This is a genomic window from Pseudomonas sp. NPDC089996 (assembly GCF_044748405.1).
In the GTDB taxonomy this organism is placed as follows: Bacteria; Pseudomonadota; Gammaproteobacteria; order Pseudomonadales; family Pseudomonadaceae; genus Aquipseudomonas.
On sequence record NZ_JBIVGA010000007.1, the window covers coordinates 39,411 to 63,475 of the forward strand.

Sequence of the window (24,065 nt, forward strand, 5' to 3'; positions counted from 1 at the left end):
TCGCGGGCAATCCCGCTCCCAAACGTACTGCACCGGATTCAAATCCTGTGAGATTCCTGTGGGAGCGGGCTTGCCCGCGAAGAGGCCGATAAGGTCAATCGACCAGCTGTGCTTCCTTCAAGGCCCCCAGGGCCTCCAGCCACCGTGGCTGCTGCCGGTAATCGGTACGGGCAAAGCCACGCCCGCGCATCTGCGCAATGCGTGGCGAAGGCTTGACCTTCAAGCGCTGCGCTGCGGTCAACGCCAGCTCCGCTGCCGCCCGGTCGTTACACACCAGGCCCATGTCGCAACCGGCGCTCAGCGCCGCCTCGATGCGATTGGCGGCATCACCCACCACATGGGCACCGGCCATGGACAGGTCGTCACTGAAGATCACCCCATCGAAGCCCAGCTCGCCACGCAGGATGTCCTGCAACCAGCGGCGTGAGAACCCGGCCGGCTGATTGTCGACCTGCGGGTAGATGACATGCGCCGGCATCACCGCCGCCAGCTGGCCACTCAGGCGGGAGAATGGCACCAGGTCCGCCTGGCGTAACTGATCGAGGCTGCGTTCGTCGGTAGGAATAGCCACATGCGAATCCGCTTCGGCCCAGCCATGCCCCGGGAAGTGCTTGCCACAGGCCGCCATGCCGGCCGCATTCATGCCGCGAATGAACGCACCGGCCAACTGCGTGGCACGCTCAGGGTTACCTTCGAAGGCACGGCTGCCTACCACCGCGCTGCGCTGGTGATCGAGGTCGAGCACCGGGGCAAAACTGAGGTCCAGGCCGACTGCCAGCACTTCGGTCGCCATCAGCCAGCCACATTGCTCGGCCAGGTACTCGGCATTGGCATTGTCGGCGATGGCGCGCATCGCCGGCAGGCGCACGAACCCCTGGCGCAGGCGCTGCACCCGCCCGCCTTCCTGGTCGACCGCAAGGATAAGCTCGGGGCGAATTGCCCGAATCGATGCGCACAGCTCACGCACCTGGCGCGGGCTTTCGATGTTGCGGGCAAAGATGATCAGGCCGGCCACTTCCGGCTGACGCAGGAGTTGGCGATCTTCGGCAGTCAGCCATTTACCGGCGATATCCACCATCAGGGAGCCTTGCAGGCTGGCGGTCATAGGCAATCCTTCATTGCAGATTCAGTGAAGCCCACTGGGGGCAGGCGGCCTCCTCGATGCGCACCGGGCAATGTGCCGGAACACGCTCGAACAGGCCAAGCAGATCGGTGTTGTGCAAACGTATGCAGCCATGGGACAGCGGCACGCCCAGGGGTTCCGTGTCAGGCGTGCCGTGCAGATAGATGAAGCGGCGAAAGGTGTCAACGCTACCCAGGCGGTTGATGCCCGGCTCGCAGCCGCTGAGCCAGAGGATGCGGGTCAGGATCCAGTCTCGCCCCGGATGCGCGGCATGCAGCGCGGGCGACCAGACCTCACCAGTCCAGCGCCGGCCCTGCAGCACCGCATTGACGGGCAAGCCTGCGCCAATGCGCGCACGCACCTGGTGCAGCCCGCGCGGCGTGCAACCCGAGCCATTGCGCTCACCGGCGCCCTTGCGTGCGGTGGATACCGCCAGGCGCACGCATAGCTGCCCTTGGGCAAAGCCGTAGAGGCGCTGGTCGGCGAGGGAAATGTGCAGAAAATCGAGGTCGGGCATGGGCGCTAGCTTAGCCGAAGCGCCCTGCCCCGCCCAGCCTTCAGGCCTTGGCTGTGCTGCTGCCGGTTTTGCTGCGCGGGCGCAACTGGGCACTGGCCATGGCGTTGTCGGTGACGCCACTGTCGGCTCGCATGCCAGCAGCGAGAAACGGCACCATCAGGCGCATGACCTGCTCGATCGAAGTGTTGATACCGAAATCGGTCTCGGCGATGGCGCGCAGCGCCTTGATACCGGACATGCTGAACGCCGCGGCACCGAGCATGAAGTGGACGCGCCAGAACAGTTCCAGCGGAGGAATGCGCGGTGCGGCTTCGTTGACCAGCAGCATGTAGCGGCGGAACACCTTGCCGTACATGTCCTCGAGGTAGCGCCGCAGGTGGCCCTGGCTCTGGCTGAAGGCCAGGCCCAACAGGCGCATGAAGATCGACAGGTCGTTGTTGCTGCGTGGCTGCACCGCCAGCGCCTGCTCCACCAGCATTTCCAGCAGCTCTTCGAGGCTGGGCTTCTGTTCGGGCTTGGCCTGGCGCCGCTCCAGCTCGCGCTCGAGGCTGGCACAGAATGGCCCGAGGAAGCGCGAGAAGACCGCCTGGATCAGAGCCTTCTTCGAGCCGAAATGATAGTTGACCGCCGCCAGGTTGACCCCGGCCTTGCTGGTAATCAGCCGCAATGAGGTTTCCGCAAAGCCTCGTTCCGCGAACAGCTGCTCGGCAGCATCGAGAATGCGTTCAACGGTTTCAGACTGGGCCATCACTACTCCGCAAGACAGAGACAAACAGGTGTTTGAAACATACGTTTCAGGCCTGCATCTGTCAAGGCTCGGTGACTGGGCGGTCGCCATTTAAAAGCGACAGGCTGCAGGCTGCAAGCGTCATCGAGCGTAATTCCCGGCGCTTTGTGCTTGCAGCGCATCCAGTACTGTATATAATCCCAGTCACTGTATAAAAAGACAGAGCGCCCGCCATGTTGAAACTGACGCCACGCCAAGCCGAGATCCTGGCTTTCATCAAACGCTGCCTCGAAGACAACGGCTTCCCACCCACGCGTGCGGAGATCGCTCAGGAGCTGGGCTTCAAATCGCCGAACGCCGCCGAGGAGCATCTCAAAGCCCTCGCCCGCAAAGGTGCGATCGAAATGACCCCGGGCGCTTCCCGTGGCATCCGCATCCCGGGCCTTGAGGCCAAGGCCGAAGAAAACGGCTTGCCGATCATAGGCCGGGTCGCCGCTGGTGCACCGATCCTTGCCGAGCAGCACATCGAGCAATCCTGCAACATCAACCCGGCCTTCTTCCACCCCCGCGCCGACTATTTGTTGCGCGTGCATGGCATGAGCATGAAGGACGTCGGCATCTTCGACGGCGACCTGCTGGCCGTGCACACCTGCCGCGAGGCCCGTAATGGCCAGATCGTCGTTGCCCGCATCGGCGATGAGGTGACGGTCAAGCGCTTCAAGCGCGAAGGCAGCAAGGTCTGGCTGATCGCCGAGAACCCCGAGTTCGCCCCCATCGAAGTCGACCTGAAAGAACAGGATCTGGTGATCGAAGGTTTGAGTGTCGGCGTCATTCGCCGCTGATCCAGGAGGCGTCATGCAGCAGTCCATCCAAGTACATCAGCAGGTCCAGCTTCCGCTGTTCGAAGCATTCCTCGCCCAGCCGGTACTGCCAGGCCTGAAGGCCAGCGATCAGGCTCGCAAGAGCAGCCATCCCGAGCTGTTCAGCGAACTGTCCCTGCGTGGCGCCCCCGAACATTGCCAGAGCCTGCTGGCCCCGGTCTTGCGTGAACTGAGCGAAGAGGAGCAAGCCCGCTGGCTGACGCTGATTGCCCCGCCCGCCAGCCTTACCCAGGCGTGGTTGCGTGATGCCGGGCTCAACCGCGAACGGATTCTGCTGCTGCATCCTCGTGGCAACCAGAGTGCATTGCAACTGGCCTGCGAAGCGCTGCGGCTCGGCCGCAGCCACACCGTGGTCAGCTGGCTTGGCAGCGTCAATGCTACCGCTCGCCAACAACTGCTCCGCGCAGCCAGTGCCGGAAACGCACAAAGCCTGAACATCCGCCTCGGCTGATGTTCAGGCTTTGCCTGTAAAGCGGTACACGCGGGTGATTTAGTGCAGCACGCGCGGCCCTTCGTCGCGCTCAAGCTCACCGTCAATCAGTCGGCCAGCCATCTGAACGCCAACGCTCAGCATGGCCTTGGCAACCTCGACATGTTGACCCTGCAGGAACGCCTTGGCGTCTTCCGAGAAATCCAGGGTTACCAGGGAGCCTTCATCCTCGGCGCGACGCAGCTCGATACGGCCATCAGGCAACTCGACAATTTCCAGAAACGACGTAGACATATAAGGCAGTTCTCCACGAAAGGCCGTTAGTGTACCAGCCATGGCAGCTGTCAGCACTCACTCAACGCGTCGCGGAATCGCCTCACCAGGCCTTTGAGATTGTTGCGCCAGCTTTCCAGCTCTTCCCTCGACAACGCTGTATGCTCGGGCTCGTCGAGATTGACGGCCTGAATCAGCGGTTGGGTGACGTCGGTTTTCGGCGTTTTCTTCGCGACAGGTGGTCGGAACAAATCGGCATAAGCGCTAACTAATTGCGCCAGCCAGGTTTCGCGCTGGCGAACCAGCTCGAGCATCTCCGCCACTTCAGGGATTGCGATGTTGTTCAGCGCATCTTCGGCAAGCGCCTGCTCGACCGACGCCACCGCAGGCAGGCGGTAGAAGCCACCAATTTCGTGACACAGCCCCAATAGCGCGCCGTACAGGTGGAACAGCGCCGACTCACGCTCTGCCTGGACCAGGCCCTGGGCGTTCATGGCCTGGCTTTGTTCGGCCTTGGCCATGGATTCGAGGGCGAGGCCTGCGAAGAACAGTTTCTGGTTGGTGCGGGTGTAGAGTTCCTGGGCCATTTCTATGCCCTCCCTAAGGCTGCGAGGCAGATAGCTGCATCATAAATGATTGGGGCCGCTTTGCGCCCCTTCGCGGGCATGCCCGCTCCCACAGGGGTTGCAACAGCCTTGAGGGCGATGCCTATCTGTGGGAGCGGGCATGCCCGCGAAGGGGCGCGAAGCGGCCCCAACTACAGCGCTAACGGTTTAGCGCTTGTCTTCAACTTTCCAGCTACCACCGTCGTAGAACGCCTTCCAGCCCGTAGGCTTGCCATCGACCTCGGACTGCACATACTGCTCCTTGGTCTTGCGGCTGTAACGAATCACTGCCGGGCGCCCTTCCGGGTCCTTCTGTGGCGCATCGCACAAGAAGTGGTACTTCGGATCGATCTCGTGCTTGTGCGGCACGATTTCCATCACCAGCGGCGCACGCGTCTCGCGGTTTTTCGGGAACTGACTGGCAGCCAGGAACAGCCCCGAGGCGCCGTCACGCAGCACATAGGTGTCGTCAACCTTCTCGCACTTGAGCTCCGGCATCTCCACCTTGTCCATCTTCGGTGGCGCTGCCTCACCGCTCTTGAGCAGCTTGCGGGTGTTCTTGCACGCAGGGTTGGTGCAACCGAAGAACTTGCCGAAACGACCCGTCTTGAGCTGCATTTCGCTGCCGCACTTGTCGCACTCCAGGCTTGGCCCTTCGTAGCCCTTGATGCGGTAGCTGCCCTCTTCGATCTCGTAGCCGGCGCAATCGGGGTTGTTGCCGCAGATGTGCAGCTTGTGCTTCTCGTCCAGCAGGTAAGCGTCCATCGCCGTGGCACAGATCGGGCAGCGGTGCTTGCCCAGCAGTACGCGCGACTCCGACTCACCCTCATCGTCCGCGGCAATCTCGTCGCCCGGCACCAGGTTCACGGTGGCCTTGCAGCGTTCTTTCGGCGGCAGGCTGTAGCCCGAGCAACCGAGGAATACACCGGTAGAAGCGGTGCGGATCATCATCGGCCGGCCGCATTCCCTGCACGGAATGTTGGTCATGGTCGGCTGATTGGCACGCATGCCGCTTTCGGCAGACTCGGCGGTCAGCAGTTTCTTGCTGAAGTCGCCGTAGAACTCATCGAGTACGTTTTTCCAGTCGCGCTCACCTTGGGCCACGTCGTCGAGGTTCTCTTCCATGCCGGCGGTGAAGCCGTAGTCCATCAGGTTGGAGAAGCTTTCCGACAGGCGCTCGGTGACAATGTCGCCCATCTTCTCGGAGTAGAAGCGGCGATTGTGCAGGGTGACGTAACCACGGTCCTGGATGGTGGAAATGATCGCCGCATAGGTCGACGGGCGACCGATGCCGCGTTTTTCCATTTCCTTGACCAGGCTGGCTTCGGTGAAGCGTGCTGGCGGCTTGGTGAAGTGCTGGCTCGGATCGAGCTGAATCAGCTTGAGCGCTTCGCCCTGGGCCATTTCCGGCAGCACATCGTCTTCACCCGGTTTGCTCTGTTGCGGCAGTACGCGGGTGTAACCGTCGAACTTGAGAATGCGGCCCTTGGCACGCAGCTCGAAATCGCCAGCGGCCACGGTGACACTGGTGGACAGGTACTGCGCCGGAGGCATCTGGCAGGCCAGGAACTGACGCCAGATCAGCTCGTACAGGCGCTCTGCGTCCCGCTCCATGCCGCTGAGCTTGGTCGGATGGGTGTTGACGTCGGAAGGGCGAATCGCCTCGTGCGCTTCCTGGGCGCCTTCCTTGCTGCCATACACCAGCGGAGCATCCGGCAGATACTGCTTGCCGAACTCGCGCTGGATGTAATCGCGCGCCATGTCCAGGGCATCGGCCGACAGGTTGGTCGAGTCGGTACGCATGTAAGTGATGTAACCCGCCTCGTACAGACGCTGGGCCATCATCATGGTCTTTTTCACCCCGAAGCCCAGGCGGTTGCTGGCGGCCTGCTGCAGGGTGGAGGTGATGAACGGCGCCGATGGCTTGCTGCTGGTCGGGCGGTCTTCGCGCTTGATAACGCTGTAGCTGGAAGCCTTGAGCTTTTCCAGCGCCGCCATGGCATGGGCTTCGTTCAACGGCTTGAAGGCTTCGCCCTTCTCGCGCGCCACTTCGAAGCGCACCTTGGCGTTCTTGGCGGTGCCGAGGTCGGCGTGCACTTCCCAGTATTCTTCCGGCACGAAGGCACGGATCTCGCGCTCACGCTCGACCACCAGCTTCACCGCCACCGACTGCACACGGCCGGCAGACAGGCCACGGGCGATCTTGGCCCACAGCAGTGGCGAAACCATGTAGCCCACCACACGGTCGAGGAAACGCCGCGCCTGCTGGGCATTGACCCGGTCGATGTCCAGCTCGCCCGGCTGCGAAAACGCTTCCTGGATCGCCTTCTTGGTGATTTCGTTGAACACCACGCGCTTGTAGCGGGTGTCGTCACCGCCGATGGCTTCGCGCAGGTGCCAGGCAATGGCTTCCCCTTCGCGGTCCAAGTCGGTTGCGAGATAGATGGTGTCGGCATCCTTGGCCAGGCGGCGCAGTTCTTCGATCACCTTCTCCTTGCCGGGAAGGATCTCGTACTTGGCCTTCCAGCCGTGGTCGGGGTCGACGCCCATGCGCGCCACCAGCTGGCGACGTGCCTTTTCTTTCGGCGACAGCGCCGGAGCCTCACCCGCAGCGGCCTTGCCACGCTTGGCGGCCGGCTCTTTGCTTGCGCTGGCCGAACCGCTGGTGGGGAGGTCTCGGATATGGCCGATACTCGACTTCACCACGTACTGGTTGCCCAGGTACTTGTTGATGGTCTTGGCCTTGGCCGGGGATTCCACAATGACCAGCGATTTGCCCATGGATCGGAGTATTCCTGAATCTGAAGATGAAAAACGCGTCAGGTGCCAGACGCGGCACCGCTATATATAGTGGCGAAAGAAAGAGGTCAAGCGTGGTCGATCACGCTTGCGGCTTGCCAGACAGCTCAGGCAGCCCTTCTTCGGCCTTGACCAAAGCAAAGCGCGGCACTTGCTCGCCGTCAACCTCGACGGACTCCTGAAACATCGCCAGAGGCCTTACCCAAAAGCTGTAATCACCATACAGGCATTGGTAGAAGACCATCCACTCTTCGTTCTCGGAGTGCCGTGCAACACTGAAGACACGGTACTCAGGCCCTTTGTAATGCCGGTATACGCCTGGTTGTATCTGCATGTCGCCCTTCCTCTTGAAACAAATTCTGTAAAAAACAAAAACCGGGGCACTAGGCCCCGGCTGCTGCCCCGCAACGCGATCAGACGCGTTCGAAGACAGTGGTGATACCTTGGCCGAGGCCGACGCACATGGTCGCCACCCCCAGGGTGCCGCCATTCTGCTTCATGACGTTGAGCAGGGTGCCGGAAATACGGGCACCGGAGCAACCGAACGGGTGGCCCAAAGCGATGGCGCCGCCGTGCAGGTTAACCTTCTCATCCATCTTGTCGAGCACTTTCAAATCTTTGAGCACTGGCAGGGCCTGTGCAGCGAAGGCTTCGTTGAGCTCGATGAAGTCGATATCGGCCATGGTCAGGCCGGCGCGCTTGAGGGCTTTCTGAGTCGATGGCACCGGGCCGTAGCCCATGATCGCAGGGTCGACACCGGCCACCGCCATCGAGCGGATCACCGCCAATGGCTGGATGCCCAGGTCCATGGCGCGCTGGCCAGACATGACGATCATGCACGACGCACCGTCGGTGATCTGCGACGAAGTACCGGCCGTCACGGTGCCGCCTTTGGGGTTGAACGCCGGCTTCAGTGACGCCAGGCCCTCAAGGGTGGTTTCCGGGCGAATGGTCTCGTCGAAATCGAAGACCTTCAGGAAGCCGTTCTCGTCATACCCCTGCATCGGGATGATCTCGTCCTTGAACTTGCCTTCGACCGTGGCCTTGTGGGCGAGCTGGTGCGAACGCAGGCCGAAAAGGTCCTGCTGCTCACGGCTGATGCCATGCATCTTGCCCAGCATTTCGGCGGTCAGGCCCATCATGCCGGACGCCTTGGCCGCGTGCAGGGACAGGTGCGGGTTGGGGTCGACGCCATGCATCATGCTGACGTGGCCCATGTGCTCGACACCGCCGACCACGAACACGTCGCCGTTACCGGTCATGATCGCCTGGGCAGCGGTGTGCAGCGCACTCATCGACGAGCCGCACAGGCGGCTGACGGTCTGGGCAGCCGAGGTGTGCGGGATCTGGGTCATCAGCGACGCCATGCGGGCGATGTTCCAACCCTGCTCCAGGGTCTGGTTGACGCAGCCCCAGATCACGTCTTCGACTTCTTTCGGGTCGACCTTGCCGTTGCGCTCCAGCAGCTTGCTGATCAGGTGCGCAGACATGTCTTCGGCGCGGGTGTTGCGGTGCATGCCACCCTTGGAGCGGCCCATGGGGGTGCGACCGAAGTCGACAATCACCACGTCTCTTGGATTCAGGCTCATATCAAATCTCTCGCTCTAGCTCGTTGACCACTCAGTTGAAGAAGCGCTGGCCGTTCTTGGCCATTTCACGCAGCTTCGCGGTCGGGTGGTACAGCGGCCCAAGGTCGGCGTACTGGTCGGCCAGGGCAACGAATTCGGCCACACCGATCGAATCGATGTAGCGCAGCGCACCACCCCGGAATGGAGGGAAACCAATGCCATAGACCAGGCCCATGTCGGCTTCGGCGGCAGTTTCGACGATGCCGTCTTCCAGGCAGCGCACGGTCTCCAGGCACAGCGGCACCATCATCCAGTTGATGATGTCTTCGTCGGTCACTTCACGCTGCTCGAAGACGATCGGCTTGAGCACATCCAGCACGGTGGCATCGAAGACTTTCTTCGGCTTGCCGCGCTTGTCGGTCTCGTAGGCGTAGAAGCCCTTGCCGTTCTTCTGGCCCAGGCGGTTGGCCTCGTACAGGGCGTCGATGGCCGAACGGCGCTCGTCTTTCATGCGGTCCGGGAAGCCTTCGGCCATCACGTCGCGACCGTGGTGGCCGGTGTCGATGCCGACCACGTCCATCAGATAGGCCGGGCCCATCGGCCAGCCGAACTTTTCCATGACCTTGTCGATGCGCACGAAGTCGACGCCAGCGCTGACCAGCCTGGCGAAACCACCGAAGTACGGGAACAGCACACGGTTGACCAGGAAGCCCGGGCAGTCGTTGACCACGATCGGGTTCTTGCCCATCTTCTTGGCGTAGGCCACGGTGGTGGCGACTGCCACTTCACTGGACTTCTCACCACGGATCACTTCTACCAGCGGCATCATGTGCACCGGGTTGAAGAAGTGCATGCCGACGAAGTTTTCCGGACGCTTGAGCGCCTTGGCCAGCAGGTTGATGGAAATGGTCGAGGTGTTGGAGGCGAGAATCGCGTCCTCTTTCACCTGGCCTTCCACTTCAGCCAACACGGCCTGCTTGACCTTCGGGTTCTCGACCACGGCTTCGACGACAATGTCGACGTTGGCGAAGTCGCCATACGACAGGGTCGGGCGAATGGCGTTGAGCGCCTCGGCCATTTTGGCCGGGGTCAGGCGGCCTTTCTCGACGCGGTTTCCGAGGAGCTTGGAGGCCTCGTTCAGGCCCAGCTGGATGGCTTCCTCGCGGATGTCCTTCATCAGGATCGGGGTGCCCTTGACCGCCGACTGGTAGGCGATGCCGCCACCCATGATGCCAGCGCCGAGCACGGCAGCCTGCTTGACGTCCTGAGCGATTTCGTCATGGGCCTTGGCCTTGCGCTTGAGCTCCTGGTCGTTCAGGAACAGGCCGATCAGGCTTTCGGCAACCGAGGTCTTGGCCAGCTTGGCAAAGCCTGCGGCTTCCACTTCCAGGGCCTTGTCACGGCCGAAATTGGCGGCCTTCTGGATGGTCTTGATGGCCTCCACCGGCGCCGGGTAGTTTGGGCCGGCCTGGCCAGCGACGAAGCCCTTGGCGGTCTCGAAGGCCATCATCTGCTCGATGGCGTTGAGCTTGAGCTTTTCCAGCTTGGGCTGGCGCTTGGCCTTGTAGTCGAGCTCGCCGCTGATGGCGCGCTTGACCAGGTCCAGCGCACCGGCCTGCAGCAATTCAGGAGCCACCACGGCATCGACGGCACCGACTTTCAGGGCGTCTTCAGCACGGTTTTCCTTGCCGGCTGCGATCCACTCGATGGCGTTGTCCGAACCAATCAGGCGCGGCAGACGTACCGTGCCACCGAAGCCTGGGTAGATGCCCAGCTTGACTTCTGGCAGGCCGATCCTGGCGCTGGTGGACATGACCCGGTAGTCGGCTGCCAGGCACATTTCCAGGCCGCCACCCAGGGCGATGCCGTTGATGGCTGCCACAGTCGGCACTTCGAGGTCTTCGAAGGCGTTGAAGATGCGGTTGGCTTCCAGGTTGCCGGCAACCAGTTCGGCCTCGGGCAGCTTGAAATTGTCGACGAATTCGGTGATGTCGGCGCCGACGATGAACACGTCCTTGCCACTGCTGACGATCACACCCTTCACCGAGGCGTCGGCCTTGATGGCGTCGACGGCCTGGCGCAGCTCGTCCAGGGTCAGGCGATTGAACTTGTTGACGGACTCACCCTTGAGGTCGAACTTCAGTTCGACGATGCCGCTTTCAAGAGCCTTAACCGTGATGGCTTTACCTTCGTAAATCATCAACTGATCTCCACGATATGGAAGCTGAACTGTACACGCCGATCGCTGGTGGAAAAGCAGGCTTCGCCGCCCTCGCCCCAGGCACACCCGTCAGCGCGCTAGTCGGGATTCTGTATGAGCGGTATGACATACAAACGCTCAATTCATACGCCCGTTTGATTTGGGTATGCACACATTCTCCGAAAAGGTCGGCGTTGTCAAATGCTCCCGAATGGGGTGAAAACGCGACTTTCCGGTCATTTTGTATCGCCGGGGAGCAAAACATGATGACAGTGATTGCCGATCATTCATGTCAGCGATTGACCATGAGAAAACAGTCGGTACTGCATTTTTCTCATGCAACCGAGCAGGGAATGGCTACACTGCGTCTGGATCGAAGAAATTCCCGGCCTGCCTGGCCTTTTCTGCGCGGCAGAAACGACAAAGCGGCAACCTGGTAGCTACCGGGTTGCCGCTTTGTCGTTGTGGGGCATCAAGCGAGGGTGTCGAAGGCGTGGGCAATATCCTGCAATACAGATTCATCACCGCGCTCGCTCCAGTACAGGGCGACCATGCGCGTGTCGGCCTCGACCTTGTACACGGTCTCCGGCAGGCGCGCGAACACCTCGTTCAGGCGTGGCTCCTCGCACGCCTCCTTCCACTGGTTCCACCACACGCCAGGACTGACCTGCCAGTAGCACCAGCTGTCCTGGCGCCCCCGGCGGCGGCCGCGATGATACTGCGGGCACGGGCTCGGCGGCTGCTTTTCCAGCCAGTGCGGCCACGTCTGCGGTGCCAGCTGCATGGCCAGGCCCATGCGCCGTGCCTCCAGGCGCAGGCTCATCTGCTGCCCCTGCTTGCGCGACAATTTCAGCCAGGAAAACGGACTGAGAATCAGCGCAAGGATTGACACCACCAGCCATACCGTCATATCTGTAGGTTCCATAAAGCGTTGCAAATGAGCGGGTTACTCAGTATTCACGGATGACCTGCCGGAAAGCGACCATACTTCTACTATCGCGATTGTCAGGAGTACAGCTCATGTCCTACGAACATCTTCTGGTCGCCGTCGACCTTACCGAAGAGTGCGACCCGGTGATCAAGCGTGCCATGAAGCTCGCCGAACCCTCGGGCGCCAAGGTCTCGCTGGTGCATATCGTCGAGCCCATGGCCATGGCCTTTGGCGGTGACGTACCGATGGACCTGTCGCAACTGCAACAGCAGCAGTTCGACCAGGCCAAGGAGCGCATGGATCGCCTGTTCAACAAATACCCCGACATCAACCGCGGCGATTCGCACCTGACCTACGGCCAGCCGCGTCAGGAAATCCACCAGTTGGCCAAGGAGCAGAACTGCGACCTGATCGTGGTCGGCAGCCATGGCCGTCATGGCCTGGCATTGCTGCTGGGCTCCACCGCCAATGACGTGCTGCACGGGGCGCCGTGCGATGTGCTGGCAGTGCGGCTACAGAAGAAGGAATGATGTAGCCTGTACCGGCTCTTTCGCGGGGCAAGCCCGCGAAAGGGCCGGTATAGCAGACTCAGCCCTCCAGCTCAGCCCACCGCTCTACCAGCACATCCAGTTCAGCCTGTAGCTTCTCGATCTTTGCAAGCACCGCCGAAGTCTCGGCAATCGGCCGCTGATAGAAGCCGGCAGCATTCACTTCTTCCTGCGCTTCGGCCATGCGTTGCTCCACCTCGTCGATCTGCCCCGGCAGCATCTCCAGCTCACGCTGCAGCTTGTAGCTGAGTTTCTTCTTCGAAGCATCCGGCGTCGCGGCGACAGGCGCTGCCACCACCGGCTCAGCCGCCTTCTCGACCACGGCACTGTTGAGCTCAGACTTGCCACCCTTGCTCTCGGTCACGCCGAGCAGCTTTGCCGAACCACCCTGGCGGATCCAGTCCTCGTAGCCACCCACGTACTCGCGCACCTTGCCCTCACCCTCGAACACCAGCGTGCTGGTGACGACGTTGTCGAGGAAGGCCCGGTCGTGGCTGACCATCAGCACCGTACCCTTGTAGTTGCACAACACCTCTTCGAGCAGTTCGAGGGTTTCCACATCCAGGTCGTTGGTCGGTTCGTCGAGCACCAGCAGGTTGGCCGGCTTGCTGAACAGCTTGGCCAGCAGCAGGCGCGCACGCTCACCACCCGACAGCGCCTTGACCGGCGTGCGCGCACGCTGCGGGCTGAACAGGAAATCGCCGAGGTAGCTCAGTACATGGCGGTTCTGGCCATCGATCTCGATGAAGTCGCGGCCTTCGGCGAGGTTGTCGATGACGGTCTTTTCCAGGTCGAGCTGATGGCGCATCTGGTCGAAGTAGGCCACTTCCAGCTTGGTACCGCGCTCGACCTTGCCTGCCGTAGGCTCCAGGTCACCGAGCATCATCTTCAGCAGGGTGGTCTTGCCGGTACCGTTGGCGCCCAGCAGGCCGATACGGTCCTGGCGCTGCAGGACCATGGAGAAGTCCTTGACCAGCAGCGGGCCATCGGCGTGATGGAAGCTGACGTTTTCCAGCACCATCACCTGCTTGCCGGATTTGTCTGCGGCCTCGATCTGGATGTTGGCCTTGCCCTGGCGCTCGCGGCGTTCGCTACGCTCCACGCGCAGGGCCTTGAGCGCACGTACACGGCCTTCGTTACGGGTACGACGGGCCTTGATGCCTTGGCGGATCCACACTTCTTCCTGGGCAAGGCGCTTGTCGAACAACGCATTGGCGGTTTCTTCGGCGGCCAGCGCGGCCTCCTTGTGCACCAGGAAGCTGGCGTAGTCGCCGTTCCAGTCGATCAGGCCACCGCGGTCCAGCTCGAGGATGCGCGTGGCAAGGTTCTGCAGGAAGGAACGGTCGTGGGTGATGAACAGCACGGCACCGTTGAAGCCGCGCAGGGCTTCTTCGAGCCACGCGATGGCACCGATGTCCAGGTGGTTGGTCGGTTCGTCGAGCAGCAGCAGGTCAGGTTCGGAGACCAGCGCCTGGGCCAGCAGCACGCGGCGGCGCCAGCCACCGGAAAGCTCCGCCAGGGTCTTGTCGGCGGGCAGTTGCAGGCGGCTCAACGTGCTTTCCACCACCTGCTGAAGGCGCCAGCCGTCGCGGGCCTCCAGCTCGTGCTGGACGTGCATGAGCTTTTCCAGATCTTCATCGCCCTGGATGTTCTGGCTCAGATGATGGAACTCGGCCAGCAACTCGCCGACACCGTCCAGGCCGGCGGCGACCACGTCGAACACGGTGCGCTCGTCGGCAACCGGCAGTTCCTGCGGCAATTCGCCGATCTTCAGGCCCGGGGCGCGCCAGATCTCGCCGTCGTCGCCCTTCTGCTCGCCCTTGACCAGGCGCAGCATGCTCGACTTGCCGGTACCGTTGCGGCCGATGATGCACACCCGCTCGCCACGGGCGATCTGCCAGGATACCTTGTCCAGCAGCGGCATCGCGCCGAATGCGAGGGACACATCGCTGAATTTGAGCAGGGTCATGTTCGTCTCCAGAAAGCGGGGGCGCATTCTACCTGACTTGGCCCTTTCCGGCATCAAGTTGGCTAGCGGACGGGGGCTTGGCGACACCCGGTCGGCATTAACGCCCGGTTACAAGCACAGCGCTATCACCCGCCGCCGGCAAACGGCTAAGCTAAGGCAATCAGATTTCAACAGTGCTGGCTTCGCCGTCACTACCCCATGGTTCAACTGCCCGGACGTATCATGCGCAGCCGCCTGTTACAGATTGCTTCCTGCCTGCTGCTTACCGCCGCCACCGCCAGCGCGGCGCAGGCCATCGACCTTTCCCAGCAACGCCAGTATTACGACGAGGCCAAGCGGGCGCTGGCCAGGGGCGACAAAGGCCCTTACCTGCGCTATAGCCAGGCGCTGCGCGACTACCCGCTGACGCCATACCTGGCCTATGACGAACTGACCGCACGCCTGAAAAGCGCCAGCAACGAGGAAATCGAAGGGTTCCTGGCCAAGCACGGCGACCTGCCCCAGGCCAACTGGATGAAATTGCGCTGGCTGCGCTGGCTGGCCGAACGCGGCGAGTGGAACACCTTCGTCAAGTATTACGACCCCAAGCTCAACTTCACCGAACTGGACTGTCTCAACGGCCAGTACCAGTTGAGCCACGGCCAGCGCGCCGAGGGCTTCGCCAGCGCCGAAAAACTGTGGAATGTCGGCAAGTCGCAACCGGCTGCCTGCGACACCTTGTTCGGCATGTGGGCCGCAGAAGGCCAGCTGACCGAGGCCAGACGCTGGAACCGCGCCAAGCTGGCAGCCCAGGCGCGCAACTACCCATTGGCCAAAACCATGGTGCAGGGCCTGACCACGCTCGCGCCGCAAGGCCGCTTGCTGATCGACGTGGCGCAGAAGCCCGAACTGCTGAGCCAGCCCTCACGCTTCACCCCGGCCAACGAGGCCATGTCCGACGTGGTCAGCCTTGGCCTGCGCCGCCTGGCCCGGCAGGACCCTGACCGCGCCATGGCGCTGCTCGACGACTACGCCCAGCGCATGCACTTCTCGCGTGACGAGAAGGTCGCCATCGCCCGCGAGATCGGCCTGACCCTGGCGCGCCGTTACGACCCGCGCGCGCTCGACCTGATGACCCGCTACGACCCCGAGCTGCGCGACAACACGGTCAGCGAATGGCGCCTGCGCCTGCTGCTGCGCCTGGGCCGCTGGGAAGATGCCTACGAACTGACCAAGCGCCTGCCACAGGACCTGGCCAGCAGCAGCCGCTGGAAATACTGGCAGGCCCGCAGCCTGGAACTGGCACAGCCAAACAACCCGCAAATCCCGTTGCTGTACAAGACTGTGGCAGTTGAGCGCGACTTCTACGGTTTCCTCGCTGCCGACCGGGCAAAAACCCCTTACCAGTTGAACAACAGGCCTTTGGTACTGAGCCCGCAGCTGGTCAGCAAGGTGCGCAACACCCCGGGCATCCAGCGCGCCCTGGAGTTCCACGCCCGCGGCCAGGTCGTCGAGGGTCGCCGCGAGTGGTACCACGTCAGCCGTCACTTTACCCGCGACGAAATGGTCGCCCAGGCACGCCTGGCCTTTGACCTGCGCTGGTACTTCCCGGCCATTCGCACCATCAGCCAGGCCAAATACTGGGATGACCTGGATATCCGCTTCCCCATGGCCTACCGCGACACCCTGGTACGCGAAGCCAAGGTACGCGGGCTGCATTCGAGCTGGGTGTTCGCTATCACCCGTCAGGAAAGCGCCTTCATGGAAGATGCCCGCTCACCGGTCGGTGCCAGCGGCCTGATGCAGGTAATGCCAGCCACCGCCAAGGAGACCGCACGCAAGTTCAGCATCCCGCTGGCTTCACCGCAGCAGATGTTCAACCCGGAGAAGAACATTCAGGTCGGCGCGGCCTACCTGAGCCAGGTGCACGGCCAGTTCAATGGCAACCGGGTGTTGGCATCGGCAGCCTACAACGCAGGCCCCGGGCGCGTGCGGCAGTGGCTCAAGGGGGCCAAGCACCTGAGCTTCGACGTGTGGGTGGAATCGATCCCGTTCGACGAGACGCGCCAGTACGTGCAGAACGTGTTGTCGTATTCGGTGATCTACGGGCAGAAGCTCAATGTGCCACAGCCGCTGGTGGACTGGCATGAGCGGTATTTCGATGACATGTGATTGCTACTGAGCCTGTACCGGCCTCTTCGCGGCTAAAGCCGCTCCCACAAGACTCAGTGAGGTCCCTGTAGGAGCGGTTTTACCCGCGAAGAGGCCGGTACAGGTTATTCGAGCACTTCGACCTCCATCCCCACTTCAAGCCAACCACTGCCATCCACGGCCAGATTCTGCCCGAACAGGATATCCCCCTCCTTCTCGCGAAAAGTCTTCAGGGTCGTCAACGGCTCACGGTCGACACTGCGCTCCCCCGTCGCCGGGTCCAGCGTGGTGAAGATGCACCTTACACTGGGCTTGAGCACACGAAACTCCAAGGCGCCAATGCGAATCCGCTTCCAGCCGTCCTCGGCAAACGGTTCAGCCCCTTGCACCACCAGGTTCGGCCGAAAGCGCAGCATTTCCATGGGCCGGCCGATCCTGCGGCTCAGATCGTCCAGCGAGCCCTGGCCGATCAGCAACAATGGAAAACCATCGGGGAAGGCTGCACGGTCACTGTTCAGGCCATAACCATTGGGCAGGTATCGCGCCCGCTGCTCCGGACAATGCACCAGACGCACCGCTTTGCCGAGCCACTGCGACAACCAGGCAGCCACCTCGTCGCCTGCGTCCGGCACGCGAAAGGTATCGCGCCAGAGGGTAATGCCGCGCAGCGCATCATCAGCGCCCGGCACCGCCACGCGCAGCGGCGCTCGCCCAGGCAGCTCCAGCAGCCACTCGCCCGTCGCGCTCTCGCTGGCCTGCAACTGACCAAGCTGAGGCCAGGCGCGCTGCGTAAGGAAGCGTCCGTTCTCTTCCTCGACCACCATCCAGCGCCGATCACCCTGCAACCCGAGAAGACCTACCGGCGAGCCTTGCAGGCATTGCGCCCGCCCCGACTTCACCGGGTACCGATACAACTCACTGAGAAACATCCCTGCCCGCCTCGTGCCTTGTCAAAAGCCAAGCTTATACCTGGCCGACGACGGGATCACGCGTTGCTGGTATCCAGCAGCAGGCGCTGCTTGACCACCTCGACCAGGCGATCCGGCTGGAACTTGGAGAGGAAGTTGTCGCAACCGACCTTCTTCACCATCGATTCGTTGAAGCTGCCCGACAGAGAGGTATGCAGTACCACGTAGAGCTTGCGCAGGCGCGCATCGTTGCGAATCTCGGTGGTCAGGCGATAGCCGTCCATTTCGGGCATTTCCGCATCGGTGAAGACCATCAGCAGCTTCTCGCAGACATCTTCCCCCGCATCGGCCCAGCCCTTGAGCAGGCGCAAGGCCTTCAGGCCATCACTGGCCACATGCAGCTTCACCCCAAGTTGCGACAGGGTGTCGCGCAGCTGTGCCAGGGCCACGCTGGAGTCATCCACCAGCAGCACCTCACGGCCACGCGCGCGCGCCAGTACCGGGTCGGCAAGCTTGTCGCCGGAGACCCTGGCGTTGTATGGCACGATCTCGGCCAGCACCTTCTCCACATCGATCACTTCGACCAGTTTCTCGTCCACCTTGGTGATGGCGGTCAGGTAGTGCTGGCGCCCGGCACTGGAAGGCGGCGGCATGATGGCTTCCCAGTTCATGTTGACGATGCGATCGACGCCACCCACCAGAAACGCCTGCACCGAGCGGTTGTACTCGGTGACGATGATGGTGCTGTCCGGCCCCGGCTGCAGTGGGCGCATGCCGATCGCCTGGGACAGGTCGATGACCGGCAGGGTCTGCCCGCGCAGGTTGACCACGCCGCAGACGAATGCGTGACGCTGTGGCATCAGTGTCAACTTGGGCAGCTGCAGCACCTCCTGCACCTTGAATACGTTGATTGCGAACAGCTGGCGGCCAGCCAGGCGGAACATCAGGATTTCCAGACGGTTCTCACCCACCAGCTGCGTGCGTTGGTCTACCGTGTCGAGAATGCCAGCCATTGGAAAACCCCCAGGTTGTATCGAAAAATAAGAAATGATCCATGCTATATCGGCGCATTCCTGCGCATCTTGACCCATGCGCAAAAATGCTCTGCGGGGCAATTGATATCACATTAGCATCATGTTTTACTGCGACACGCCCAACTTGGATCCCATCACAGGGCAACTTGTCGCACCTTAGGCCCCTCTCAGGGAAACCCCTAGGCGCAATCAGGTGCAACCTGATGTTCGCGATATCCTTTAGCCATTAATGTGACGCCATTCTCACTGCATGAATGGAGTCAGGCTTTTGCTAGCGATCGACATGGCGTGCCCATCCCCTACTCCAGCCCAACGCGCCGGAGTGTCCTGATGGACAGCACCATCTCCAACTTCGACAGCCTGCAGGGCTTCCTGCTGGATGCCCAGATCTTGCTGACCCAGTCCCAGGAATGCCTGCAGCATCTGGAACTGATCGCCAATGATCCGGACGCCTGCCAGCATCTGACCAATACCCTCGCCACCCTGTCCCGACGTTCCCACGCTATCGGCCTGCTTGAAGTCGCCCACTATGCGAGCGTCCTGCACCAGCTGCTCGCCCCCGCCGGCCAGCATCAGCGTCTGGGCAACGAAGCGTTGTCCACTTTGAATGCCTGCCTGACCTTGCTGGCCTGGCAACTGGAACTTGTCGACATGCATACTGGCCGGCTGGCGCTCGATACATGCGAGCAGGTGGCGCTGCTGAACGATCTGGCAGCCGCTCTGAAACAGCCACTGCCGCAAACGTGTGCGCCTTGCAACCACGGCGGCAGCCACTGCGTGCATCCGCATCCGACGGCGCAGGCAAGCCCGTCGGCCGGCCACCCCGCACAGCGCCACTAGTTGGCCTGACGTCGGCAACTAAGCGTGTGGCCAAGGCTGCAAAAAAGGTCGAACTCCGCAACTACTGCAAGTTGAACCCGTTGCACTTGAGCGATCTTTCGCAAGTTGAACTTGCACAGTCCGTCAGTCGACCGAGTAGTGGCACTATGCTAGCCTCCGGACAGACAAACGAACCTGTCCCCACCCCCGCAAATGCTGAGTTTTCAAAGCATTGGCCAGCCGCGACCAAATCGAACCGAAGTGTTAACATGCGCGCAAACAAACGCCGGCCACCGCCCTGGTGATTTGTTGCAAACATGACGCTAAAGCCTCTGCCAAGACCTGTGCACGGCCCCCATCAGCAAGACTTCAGTGGCTTCTCAATTTTATGTTCCCACGATTGAAGATATCTCTGCGCTGCCGTCCACGCGCCACCTTGCTGCGCTGGGCGACAGCCTTGCTGTGCATGCTGTCCCTGCTTGCCAACCTGGTCCTGTTTGCCGGCGGGCACGGCATGCCGGCCGGCCTGCTGTTGCTGCAACTGGTGGCCACGCTTGGCGTCTGCTGGCACCTGAGCCACGGCGCCAAGTCGATCAGCCTGCGCCCCGCAGAACTCGCCGGGCGCATGCTCAAGGTTCAGGAAAGCGAGCGCCAACACCTGAGTCGCGAATTGCATGACGACATCGGTCAGCTGCTCACCGCCGCCAAGATGCAGCTAGAGTGGCTGCAACGCCGTGTACCCGAAGACCTGCAGGTGCACTGCGGCAGCTTGCGCAGCACCCTCGAAGACACCCTGAGCAAGGTGCGTGACGTTTCTGCCATCCTCAACCCGCGGCAACTGGCCAGCCTGGGCCTCGAAGGCAGTCTGCGGGCGCACCTGGTCCGCACCCTGGAAAGCACCGACGTGCACTGGAGCCTGGAGTGCCATCAGCGCCTGGGCGGTATTTCCGAGGAAGTTGCCATGGCAGCGTTTCGCATCACCCAGGAGGCGGTCACCAACACGCTGCGCCATGCCCAGGCACGCAACCTGACCATCCGCCTGCAGCGCAGCACTGCAGGGCTTGCCCTGACGATTCAGGATGACGGCCAGGGTTTCCTGCCTGCCGCCAACCCCGCCGAAGCCGGCCAGCGCGGCATGGCCGGCATGCAAGAGCGCGCCACCGCCCTCAGCGGCAGCCTGGCCATCACCAGCCAGCTTGGCCTGGGCACGAAGATCGACGTCCTGTTCCCATGGCCACCCCGTACCCATGAACGCGCCAGGACTACCGCTTCATCATGACCTGTAGATTGCTGCTGGTGGACGACCACTCGCTGATCCGTGCCGGGGTCCGTGCCCTGGTTTCCGATATCCCCGGTTATGCCGTGATCGGTGAAGCCGATGACGGTGACCAACTGCTCGAGCAGGTTCGCCAATTGCTGCCCGACATCGTTCTGCTGGACATCTCCATGCGCTCGACCAGCGGCCTCGATGCCCTGACCCAGCTGCGCGCCACAGGCAATACCTGCCGGGTGCTGATCCTGTCCATGCACACCGACCCGGACCTGATCATGCGGGCGCTGGAGAGTGGCGCCCATGGCTACCTGCTCAAGGATGCCACGGCCACCGAACTGGAACAGGCCCTGGCCGCCCTGCGCAATGGCGAACGCTACTTGAGCCCGGCCATCGCCCATACCGTGATCAACCAGGCATTGCTGCGCGCTCAGCACGGCAAGCAGCCTGGCGTCGACCGCCATAACCTCACCGCACGGCAACTGGAGATCCTGCGCCTGATCGTGCGCGGCAAGTCCACCCGCGAAATCGCAGCCGGCCTGGGCCTGTCGATCAAGACTGTGGAAACCCACCGCTCGCAGATCATGAAGCGCCTGCAGATCTACGACGTGGCCGGCCTGGTGCTGTTCGCCGTGCGCGAGAAAATCATCAGCCTCGACGACTGATCAACGGCGAGTTCGGCGGCAGGTGCAGGTTCAACGCCGCCGGCACTGCGGCAAAGCGCAGGCTGTCGGCCTGCAGGGGCTCGCCGTCGAGGTTGATGTCCAGACCCTGCGAGCAGGTGATCTCGACCCACGGCAAACGCGCCCGCACGAACAGCCCCTCTCCTGCCAGCAAGTCACGCAGCGCACCGACCATTTCCTGGGGCGCTGGCAGGATGGCGATATCGAGCAGGCCATCATCGACTTGCGCATCCGGGCACAACACTTGCCCGCCTCCGGCCTGGCGGCCATTGCCGATCCCCAGCGCCAGCAACTCACCCTGCCAGTCGAACCCCGGCCCTGTCAGTTCGACAGAGGCTGCCTGCAGCTCGCTGAAGCGTGTCAACCCGGTAAACAGGTAGGCCGCGGCACCGAGCATTTTCTTCAGGTCTTCGGAGGTGTTCGCGGTCACCTGGCTGCCGAAACCGCCGGTGGCCATGTTCAGAAACAACTGATCGCCCACCTGGCCCAGGTCGGTCGGCCTGGGCGGCAGCTCCAGCAACGCCAGTGCCTCGGCAGGCTCCAGTGAGATGCCGGCAGCCCTGGCAAAATCATTGGCCGTTCCCAGCGGCAGCAGTGCCAGGCTCGCTTTACTGCGAGCCTGGCCCATGGCTTCGGCGACATCACGCAAGGTGCCGTCACCGCCGCCTGCGATCACGTGGCCATAACCGGCCGCCAACGCTTCGCCAACCAGCCGCCGCGCATCGCCTGCTTCCCAGGTCACCCGCACATCCAGCGTCCAGCCACGCTCGCGCATGGCATTCACTGCCTGGCGCACCGCTTCGTTCATCGCCTGTTTGCCATGCAGGATCAAGATTGCCTTGCGCTTTGGCATCACGCCTCTCCGTAGAAATCGTAGCGTCCAGATCTCGACCACAAACAATGCCCGATTACTGCATGACACAGGCAAATCTGCTCTGGATCGCTCCTCGTGCGGCAGCATGACCGAACAAGAAACAACCAGATTCACATAAATATCATTGAAAGCTTTTCTCATCGGGCGCATGATCGACAAATATTTGGCCTTCATGGAAGAAGCTGCAGTGAAAAGTCGGTTTTTTGACTTTTCCGCCAAAACCGTGACAGGTCGCGAAGTTCCCCCTTCACTGCGCTGTAACCAGCGCCTAGAGTCGAGGCTGTGAAATGAGCGTTCTGATCCCCTGCATCATCGCTGGCGGTGCCGGCACCCGCCTGTGGCCGGTTTCTCGCGAAGCCATGCCAAAGCCCTTCATGCGCTTGCCCGATGGCCAGAGCCTGCTGCAGAAGACCTTTGCCCGCGCAGCGGCGTTGCCCGGCGTCGAGCGGGTACTGACAGTGACCAACCGCGACGTGTTCTTCCGTACTCAGGACGAGTACCGCCAGGTCAACCCTGACAACCTCGCCCTCGACTACCTGCTGGAGACCAACGGGCGCAACACCGCGCCCGCCATTGCCGCAGCCGCGCTGCACTGTGCCGGGCATTACGGCCACGACAGCGTGCTGCTGGTGTTGCCGGCCGATCACCTGATCCAGGACGCCGAGGCCTTCGCCAGCGCCGTCGAGCATGCCCGACAACTGGCCAACGATGGCTGGCTGGCCACCTTCGGCCTGCTGCCCAGCCGTGCTGAGACCGGCTTCGGTTACATCGAGCAAGGCGACGCCATCAGCAAACATGCACATCAGGTGACCTGCTTCGTGGAAAAACCCGATGCGCTCACCGCCCGCGACTACCTCGAAGGCGGCCGCCACCTGTGGAATGCCGGCATGTTCTGCCTGCGCGTGGGCACCGTGCTCGCCGAACTGCAGGCGCATGCCCCGGAACTGCTCGCCTGCGTGACCTGTTGCCTGGAGCAGAGCGCCACCAAGGAAGGCGACAGGACGCTGCAGGTAGAGCTGGACCCGGACAGCTTCGCCCTGACCGAAGACATCTCCATCGACTACGCCCTGATGGAGCGTTCCGACAAGGTTGCCGTGGTGCCTTGCGAACTGGGCTGGAGCGACATCGGCAGCTGGGAGGCGGTGCGCGAACTGCGCCAGACCGATGACGACGGCAACCACTGCAACGGTGAGGCCGTGCTGCACGACGTCACCAACTGCTACATCGACTCGCCAAAGCGCCTGGTCGGTGCCGTTGGCCTGGACAACCTGATCGTCATCGACACCCCCGACGCCCTGCTGATCGCCGATGCCGCGCGCAGCCAGGAGGTCAAGTTGATTGCCCAGCAGCTCAAACACCAGGGCCATGAAGCCTACCGCCTGCACCGCACGGTTACCCGCCCCTGGGGCATGTACACCGTGCTCGAGGAAGGCCCGCGCTTCAAGATCAAGCGGATCATGGTGCGCCCTGGCGAATCGCTGTCGCTGCAGATGCACCATCACCGCAGCGAGCACTGGATCATCGTCAGCGGCATGGCCTGCGTGACCAATGGCGAAGAGGAATTTCTGCTCGACACCAACGAATCGACCTTCATCAAGCCCGGCCGCACCCACCGCCTGACCAACCCCGGCGTCATCGACCTGGTGATGATCGAGGTACAAAGCGGCGAGTACCTGGGCGAAGACGACATCGTGCGCTTTACTGATATTTACGGACGCGTCCCGGCGGCAGCCATCGGCTGAGGGCTGGCGGACGCTTTTGTTGTCCGCAGCCTTC

23 protein-coding genes are annotated in these 24,065 nt (G+C 62.3%); 9 read left to right on the top strand and 14 right to left on the bottom strand.

Going from position 1 to position 24,065, the window contains the following annotated elements:
* Positions 1–94: 94 nt before the first annotated feature.
* Genes nagZ through ACIPW4_RS13880 form a run of 3 tightly spaced genes read right to left on the bottom strand, consistent with a single transcriptional unit; the run spans position 95 to position 2,388 of the window.
* Entirely contained in the window at positions 95–1,093 is a 999-nt protein-coding gene (nagZ, locus tag ACIPW4_RS13870; protein ID WP_400659145.1) for a beta-N-acetylhexosaminidase, read from the bottom strand.
* Between the two features lie 22 nt (positions 1,094–1,115).
* Complete coding sequence (locus tag ACIPW4_RS13875) at positions 1,116–1,640, bottom strand: L,D-transpeptidase family protein (RefSeq protein ID WP_400658697.1); 525 nt, start codon at positions 1,638–1,640, stop codon at positions 1,116–1,118.
* Positions 1,641–1,680: 40 nt separating this feature from the next.
* A complete protein-coding gene (locus tag ACIPW4_RS13880) occupies positions 1,681–2,388 on the bottom strand; it encodes a TetR/AcrR family transcriptional regulator (RefSeq protein WP_400658699.1) in 708 nt (235 codons plus the stop codon).
* A 212-nt stretch (positions 2,389–2,600) separates the two neighbouring features.
* On the opposite strand from ACIPW4_RS13880, the gene lexA reads away from it, so the two are divergent.
* On the top strand, positions 2,601–3,209 hold the full coding sequence (gene lexA, locus ACIPW4_RS13885; RefSeq protein WP_400658701.1) for a transcriptional repressor LexA: 609 nt from the start codon (positions 2,601–2,603) through the stop codon (positions 3,207–3,209).
* Positions 3,210–3,222: 13 nt separating this feature from the next.
* Positions 3,223–3,699, top strand: coding sequence for an SOS-induced cell division inhibitor SulA (sulA, locus tag ACIPW4_RS13890; RefSeq protein ID WP_400658703.1), 477 nt, complete (start codon positions 3,223–3,225; stop codon positions 3,697–3,699).
* 39 nt (positions 3,700–3,738) lie between these two features.
* Here sulA and ACIPW4_RS13895 read toward each other — a convergent pair whose 3' ends face one another.
* The 6 genes from ACIPW4_RS13895 to fadB all read right to left on the bottom strand — a co-directional run bounded on the left by ACIPW4_RS13895 (position 3,739) and on the right by fadB (position 11,123).
* Positions 3,739–3,972: a hypothetical protein gene (locus ACIPW4_RS13895; RefSeq protein WP_133970879.1), complete on the bottom strand. Its 234-nt coding sequence runs from the start codon at positions 3,970–3,972 to the stop codon at positions 3,739–3,741.
* A gap of 50 nt (positions 3,973–4,022) precedes the next feature.
* The gene (locus ACIPW4_RS13900; protein WP_400658705.1) at positions 4,023–4,538 is read right to left on the bottom strand and encodes a DUF6586 family protein; all 516 of its coding nucleotides are present in this window, start codon (positions 4,536–4,538) and stop codon (positions 4,023–4,025) included.
* Between the two features lie 186 nt (positions 4,539–4,724).
* Positions 4,725–7,337 (bottom strand): type I DNA topoisomerase, encoded by a 2,613-nt coding sequence (gene topA / locus ACIPW4_RS13905; protein WP_400658707.1) that lies wholly within the window; start codon positions 7,335–7,337, stop codon positions 4,725–4,727.
* A 100-nt stretch (positions 7,338–7,437) separates the two neighbouring features.
* Positions 7,438–7,689 carry a DUF1653 domain-containing protein gene (locus ACIPW4_RS13910; protein WP_400658708.1) on the bottom strand — a complete coding sequence of 84 codons (252 nt, stop codon included), beginning with the start codon at positions 7,687–7,689 and terminating at the stop codon, positions 7,438–7,440.
* 79 nt (positions 7,690–7,768) lie between these two features.
* Positions 7,769–8,944: an acetyl-CoA C-acyltransferase FadA gene (gene fadA / locus ACIPW4_RS13915; protein WP_054883485.1), complete on the bottom strand. Its 1,176-nt coding sequence runs from the start codon at positions 8,942–8,944 to the stop codon at positions 7,769–7,771.
* A 31-nt stretch (positions 8,945–8,975) separates the two neighbouring features.
* Positions 8,976–11,123, bottom strand: a complete 2,148-nt coding sequence (gene fadB, locus ACIPW4_RS13920; protein WP_400658709.1) for a fatty acid oxidation complex subunit alpha FadB — start codon at positions 11,121–11,123, stop codon at positions 8,976–8,978.
* Positions 11,124–11,140: 17 nt separating this feature from the next.
* Between fadB and ACIPW4_RS13925 the strand changes: the two genes are divergently transcribed.
* Positions 11,141–11,563 carry a hypothetical protein gene (locus ACIPW4_RS13925; RefSeq protein ID WP_400658710.1) on the top strand — a complete coding sequence of 141 codons (423 nt, stop codon included), beginning with the start codon at positions 11,141–11,143 and terminating at the stop codon, positions 11,561–11,563.
* 32 nt (positions 11,564–11,595) lie between these two features.
* Here ACIPW4_RS13925 and ACIPW4_RS13930 read toward each other — a convergent pair whose 3' ends face one another.
* The gene (locus tag ACIPW4_RS13930) at positions 11,596–12,033 is read right to left on the bottom strand and encodes a hypothetical protein (protein ID WP_400658711.1); all 438 of its coding nucleotides are present in this window, start codon (positions 12,031–12,033) and stop codon (positions 11,596–11,598) included.
* Between the two features lie 110 nt (positions 12,034–12,143).
* Between ACIPW4_RS13930 and ACIPW4_RS13935 the strand changes: the two genes are divergently transcribed.
* Positions 12,144–12,584: a universal stress protein gene (locus ACIPW4_RS13935; RefSeq protein ID WP_400658713.1), complete on the top strand. Its 441-nt coding sequence runs from the start codon at positions 12,144–12,146 to the stop codon at positions 12,582–12,584.
* A gap of 58 nt (positions 12,585–12,642) precedes the next feature.
* Here the strand turns inward: ACIPW4_RS13935 and ACIPW4_RS13940 are convergent, their stop codons facing one another.
* Positions 12,643–14,571, bottom strand: a complete 1,929-nt coding sequence (locus tag ACIPW4_RS13940; RefSeq protein WP_400658715.1) for an ATP-binding cassette domain-containing protein — start codon at positions 14,569–14,571, stop codon at positions 12,643–12,645.
* A 222-nt stretch (positions 14,572–14,793) separates the two neighbouring features.
* On the opposite strand from ACIPW4_RS13940, the gene ACIPW4_RS13945 reads away from it, so the two are divergent.
* Complete coding sequence (locus ACIPW4_RS13945) at positions 14,794–16,722, top strand: transglycosylase SLT domain-containing protein (protein ID WP_400658716.1); 1,929 nt, start codon at positions 14,794–14,796, stop codon at positions 16,720–16,722.
* Between the two features lie 104 nt (positions 16,723–16,826).
* On the opposite strand, the gene ACIPW4_RS13950 is transcribed toward ACIPW4_RS13945, so the two are convergent.
* The gene (locus ACIPW4_RS13950) at positions 16,827–17,630 is read right to left on the bottom strand and encodes an MOSC domain-containing protein (protein WP_400658718.1); all 804 of its coding nucleotides are present in this window, start codon (positions 17,628–17,630) and stop codon (positions 16,827–16,829) included.
* Positions 17,631–17,686: 56 nt separating this feature from the next.
* Entirely contained in the window at positions 17,687–18,622 is a 936-nt protein-coding gene (locus ACIPW4_RS13955; RefSeq protein ID WP_400658719.1) for a chemotaxis protein CheV, read from the bottom strand.
* Positions 18,623–18,973: 351 nt separating this feature from the next.
* Between ACIPW4_RS13955 and ACIPW4_RS13960 the strand changes: the two genes are divergently transcribed.
* The 3 genes from ACIPW4_RS13960 to ACIPW4_RS13970 all read left to right on the top strand — a co-directional run bounded on the left by ACIPW4_RS13960 (position 18,974) and on the right by ACIPW4_RS13970 (position 21,397).
* Complete coding sequence (locus ACIPW4_RS13960) at positions 18,974–19,483, top strand: histidine kinase (protein WP_400658721.1); 510 nt, start codon at positions 18,974–18,976, stop codon at positions 19,481–19,483.
* A 367-nt stretch (positions 19,484–19,850) separates the two neighbouring features.
* On the top strand, positions 19,851–20,741 hold the full coding sequence (locus ACIPW4_RS13965) for a sensor histidine kinase (RefSeq protein ID WP_400658722.1): 891 nt from the start codon (positions 19,851–19,853) through the stop codon (positions 20,739–20,741).
* Positions 20,738–21,397: a response regulator gene (locus ACIPW4_RS13970; protein WP_400658723.1), complete on the top strand. Its 660-nt coding sequence runs from the start codon at positions 20,738–20,740 to the stop codon at positions 21,395–21,397. The genes ACIPW4_RS13965 and ACIPW4_RS13970 overlap by 4 nt, the downstream gene beginning before the upstream one ends.
* On the opposite strand, the gene yegS is transcribed toward ACIPW4_RS13970, so the two are convergent.
* Positions 21,381–22,268, bottom strand: coding sequence for a lipid kinase YegS (yegS, locus tag ACIPW4_RS13975; RefSeq protein WP_400658725.1), 888 nt, complete (start codon positions 22,266–22,268; stop codon positions 21,381–21,383). The two genes, ACIPW4_RS13970 and yegS, sit on opposite strands and share 17 nt — an antisense overlap.
* A gap of 308 nt (positions 22,269–22,576) precedes the next feature.
* On the opposite strand from yegS, the gene ACIPW4_RS13980 reads away from it, so the two are divergent.
* Positions 22,577–24,031 carry a mannose-1-phosphate guanylyltransferase/mannose-6-phosphate isomerase gene (locus tag ACIPW4_RS13980; protein ID WP_400658727.1) on the top strand — a complete coding sequence of 485 codons (1,455 nt, stop codon included), beginning with the start codon at positions 22,577–22,579 and terminating at the stop codon, positions 24,029–24,031.
* Positions 24,032–24,065 lie beyond the last annotated feature (34 nt).

What these genes read in the sequence shown, in the direction of transcription:
- ACIPW4_RS13875 (WP_400658697.1), bottom strand. Translation starts at nt 1,640, where the DNA reads ATGCCCGACCTCGATTTTCTGCACATTTCCCTCGCCGACCAGCGCCTC.
- ACIPW4_RS13880 (WP_400658699.1), bottom strand. Translation starts at nt 2,388, where the DNA reads ATGGCCCAGTCTGAAACCGTTGAACGCATTCTCGATGCTGCCGAGCAG.
- lexA (WP_400658701.1), top strand. Translation starts at nt 2,601, where the DNA reads ATGTTGAAACTGACGCCACGCCAAGCCGAGATCCTGGCTTTCATCAAA.
- sulA (WP_400658703.1), top strand. Translation starts at nt 3,223, where the DNA reads ATGCAGCAGTCCATCCAAGTACATCAGCAGGTCCAGCTTCCGCTGTTC.
- ACIPW4_RS13895 (WP_133970879.1), bottom strand. Translation starts at nt 3,972, where the DNA reads ATGTCTACGTCGTTTCTGGAAATTGTCGAGTTGCCTGATGGCCGTATC.
- ACIPW4_RS13900 (WP_400658705.1), bottom strand. Translation starts at nt 4,538, where the DNA reads ATGGCCCAGGAACTCTACACCCGCACCAACCAGAAACTGTTCTTCGCA.
- topA (WP_400658707.1), bottom strand. Translation starts at nt 7,337, where the DNA reads ATGGGCAAATCGCTGGTCATTGTGGAATCCCCGGCCAAGGCCAAGACC.
- ACIPW4_RS13910 (WP_400658708.1), bottom strand. Translation starts at nt 7,689, where the DNA reads ATGCAGATACAACCAGGCGTATACCGGCATTACAAAGGGCCTGAGTAC.
- fadA (WP_054883485.1), bottom strand. Translation starts at nt 8,944, where the DNA reads ATGAGCCTGAATCCAAGAGACGTGGTGATTGTCGACTTCGGTCGCACC.
- fadB (WP_400658709.1), bottom strand. Translation starts at nt 11,123, where the DNA reads ATGATTTACGAAGGTAAAGCCATCACGGTTAAGGCTCTTGAAAGCGGC.
- ACIPW4_RS13925 (WP_400658710.1), top strand. Translation starts at nt 11,141, where the DNA reads ATGGAAGCTGAACTGTACACGCCGATCGCTGGTGGAAAAGCAGGCTTC.
- ACIPW4_RS13930 (WP_400658711.1), bottom strand. Translation starts at nt 12,033, where the DNA reads ATGACGGTATGGCTGGTGGTGTCAATCCTTGCGCTGATTCTCAGTCCG.
- ACIPW4_RS13935 (WP_400658713.1), top strand. Translation starts at nt 12,144, where the DNA reads ATGTCCTACGAACATCTTCTGGTCGCCGTCGACCTTACCGAAGAGTGC.
- ACIPW4_RS13940 (WP_400658715.1), bottom strand. Translation starts at nt 14,571, where the DNA reads ATGACCCTGCTCAAATTCAGCGATGTGTCCCTCGCATTCGGCGCGATG.
- ACIPW4_RS13945 (WP_400658716.1), top strand. Translation starts at nt 14,794, where the DNA reads ATGCGCAGCCGCCTGTTACAGATTGCTTCCTGCCTGCTGCTTACCGCC.
- ACIPW4_RS13950 (WP_400658718.1), bottom strand. Translation starts at nt 17,630, where the DNA reads ATGTTTCTCAGTGAGTTGTATCGGTACCCGGTGAAGTCGGGGCGGGCG.
- ACIPW4_RS13955 (WP_400658719.1), bottom strand. Translation starts at nt 18,622, where the DNA reads ATGGCTGGCATTCTCGACACGGTAGACCAACGCACGCAGCTGGTGGGT.
- ACIPW4_RS13960 (WP_400658721.1), top strand. Translation starts at nt 18,974, where the DNA reads ATGGACAGCACCATCTCCAACTTCGACAGCCTGCAGGGCTTCCTGCTG.
- ACIPW4_RS13965 (WP_400658722.1), top strand. Translation starts at nt 19,851, where the DNA reads ATGTTCCCACGATTGAAGATATCTCTGCGCTGCCGTCCACGCGCCACC.
- ACIPW4_RS13970 (WP_400658723.1), top strand. Translation starts at nt 20,738, where the DNA reads ATGACCTGTAGATTGCTGCTGGTGGACGACCACTCGCTGATCCGTGCC.
- yegS (WP_400658725.1), bottom strand. Translation starts at nt 22,268, where the DNA reads ATGCCAAAGCGCAAGGCAATCTTGATCCTGCATGGCAAACAGGCGATG.
- ACIPW4_RS13980 (WP_400658727.1), top strand. Translation starts at nt 22,577, where the DNA reads ATGAGCGTTCTGATCCCCTGCATCATCGCTGGCGGTGCCGGCACCCGC.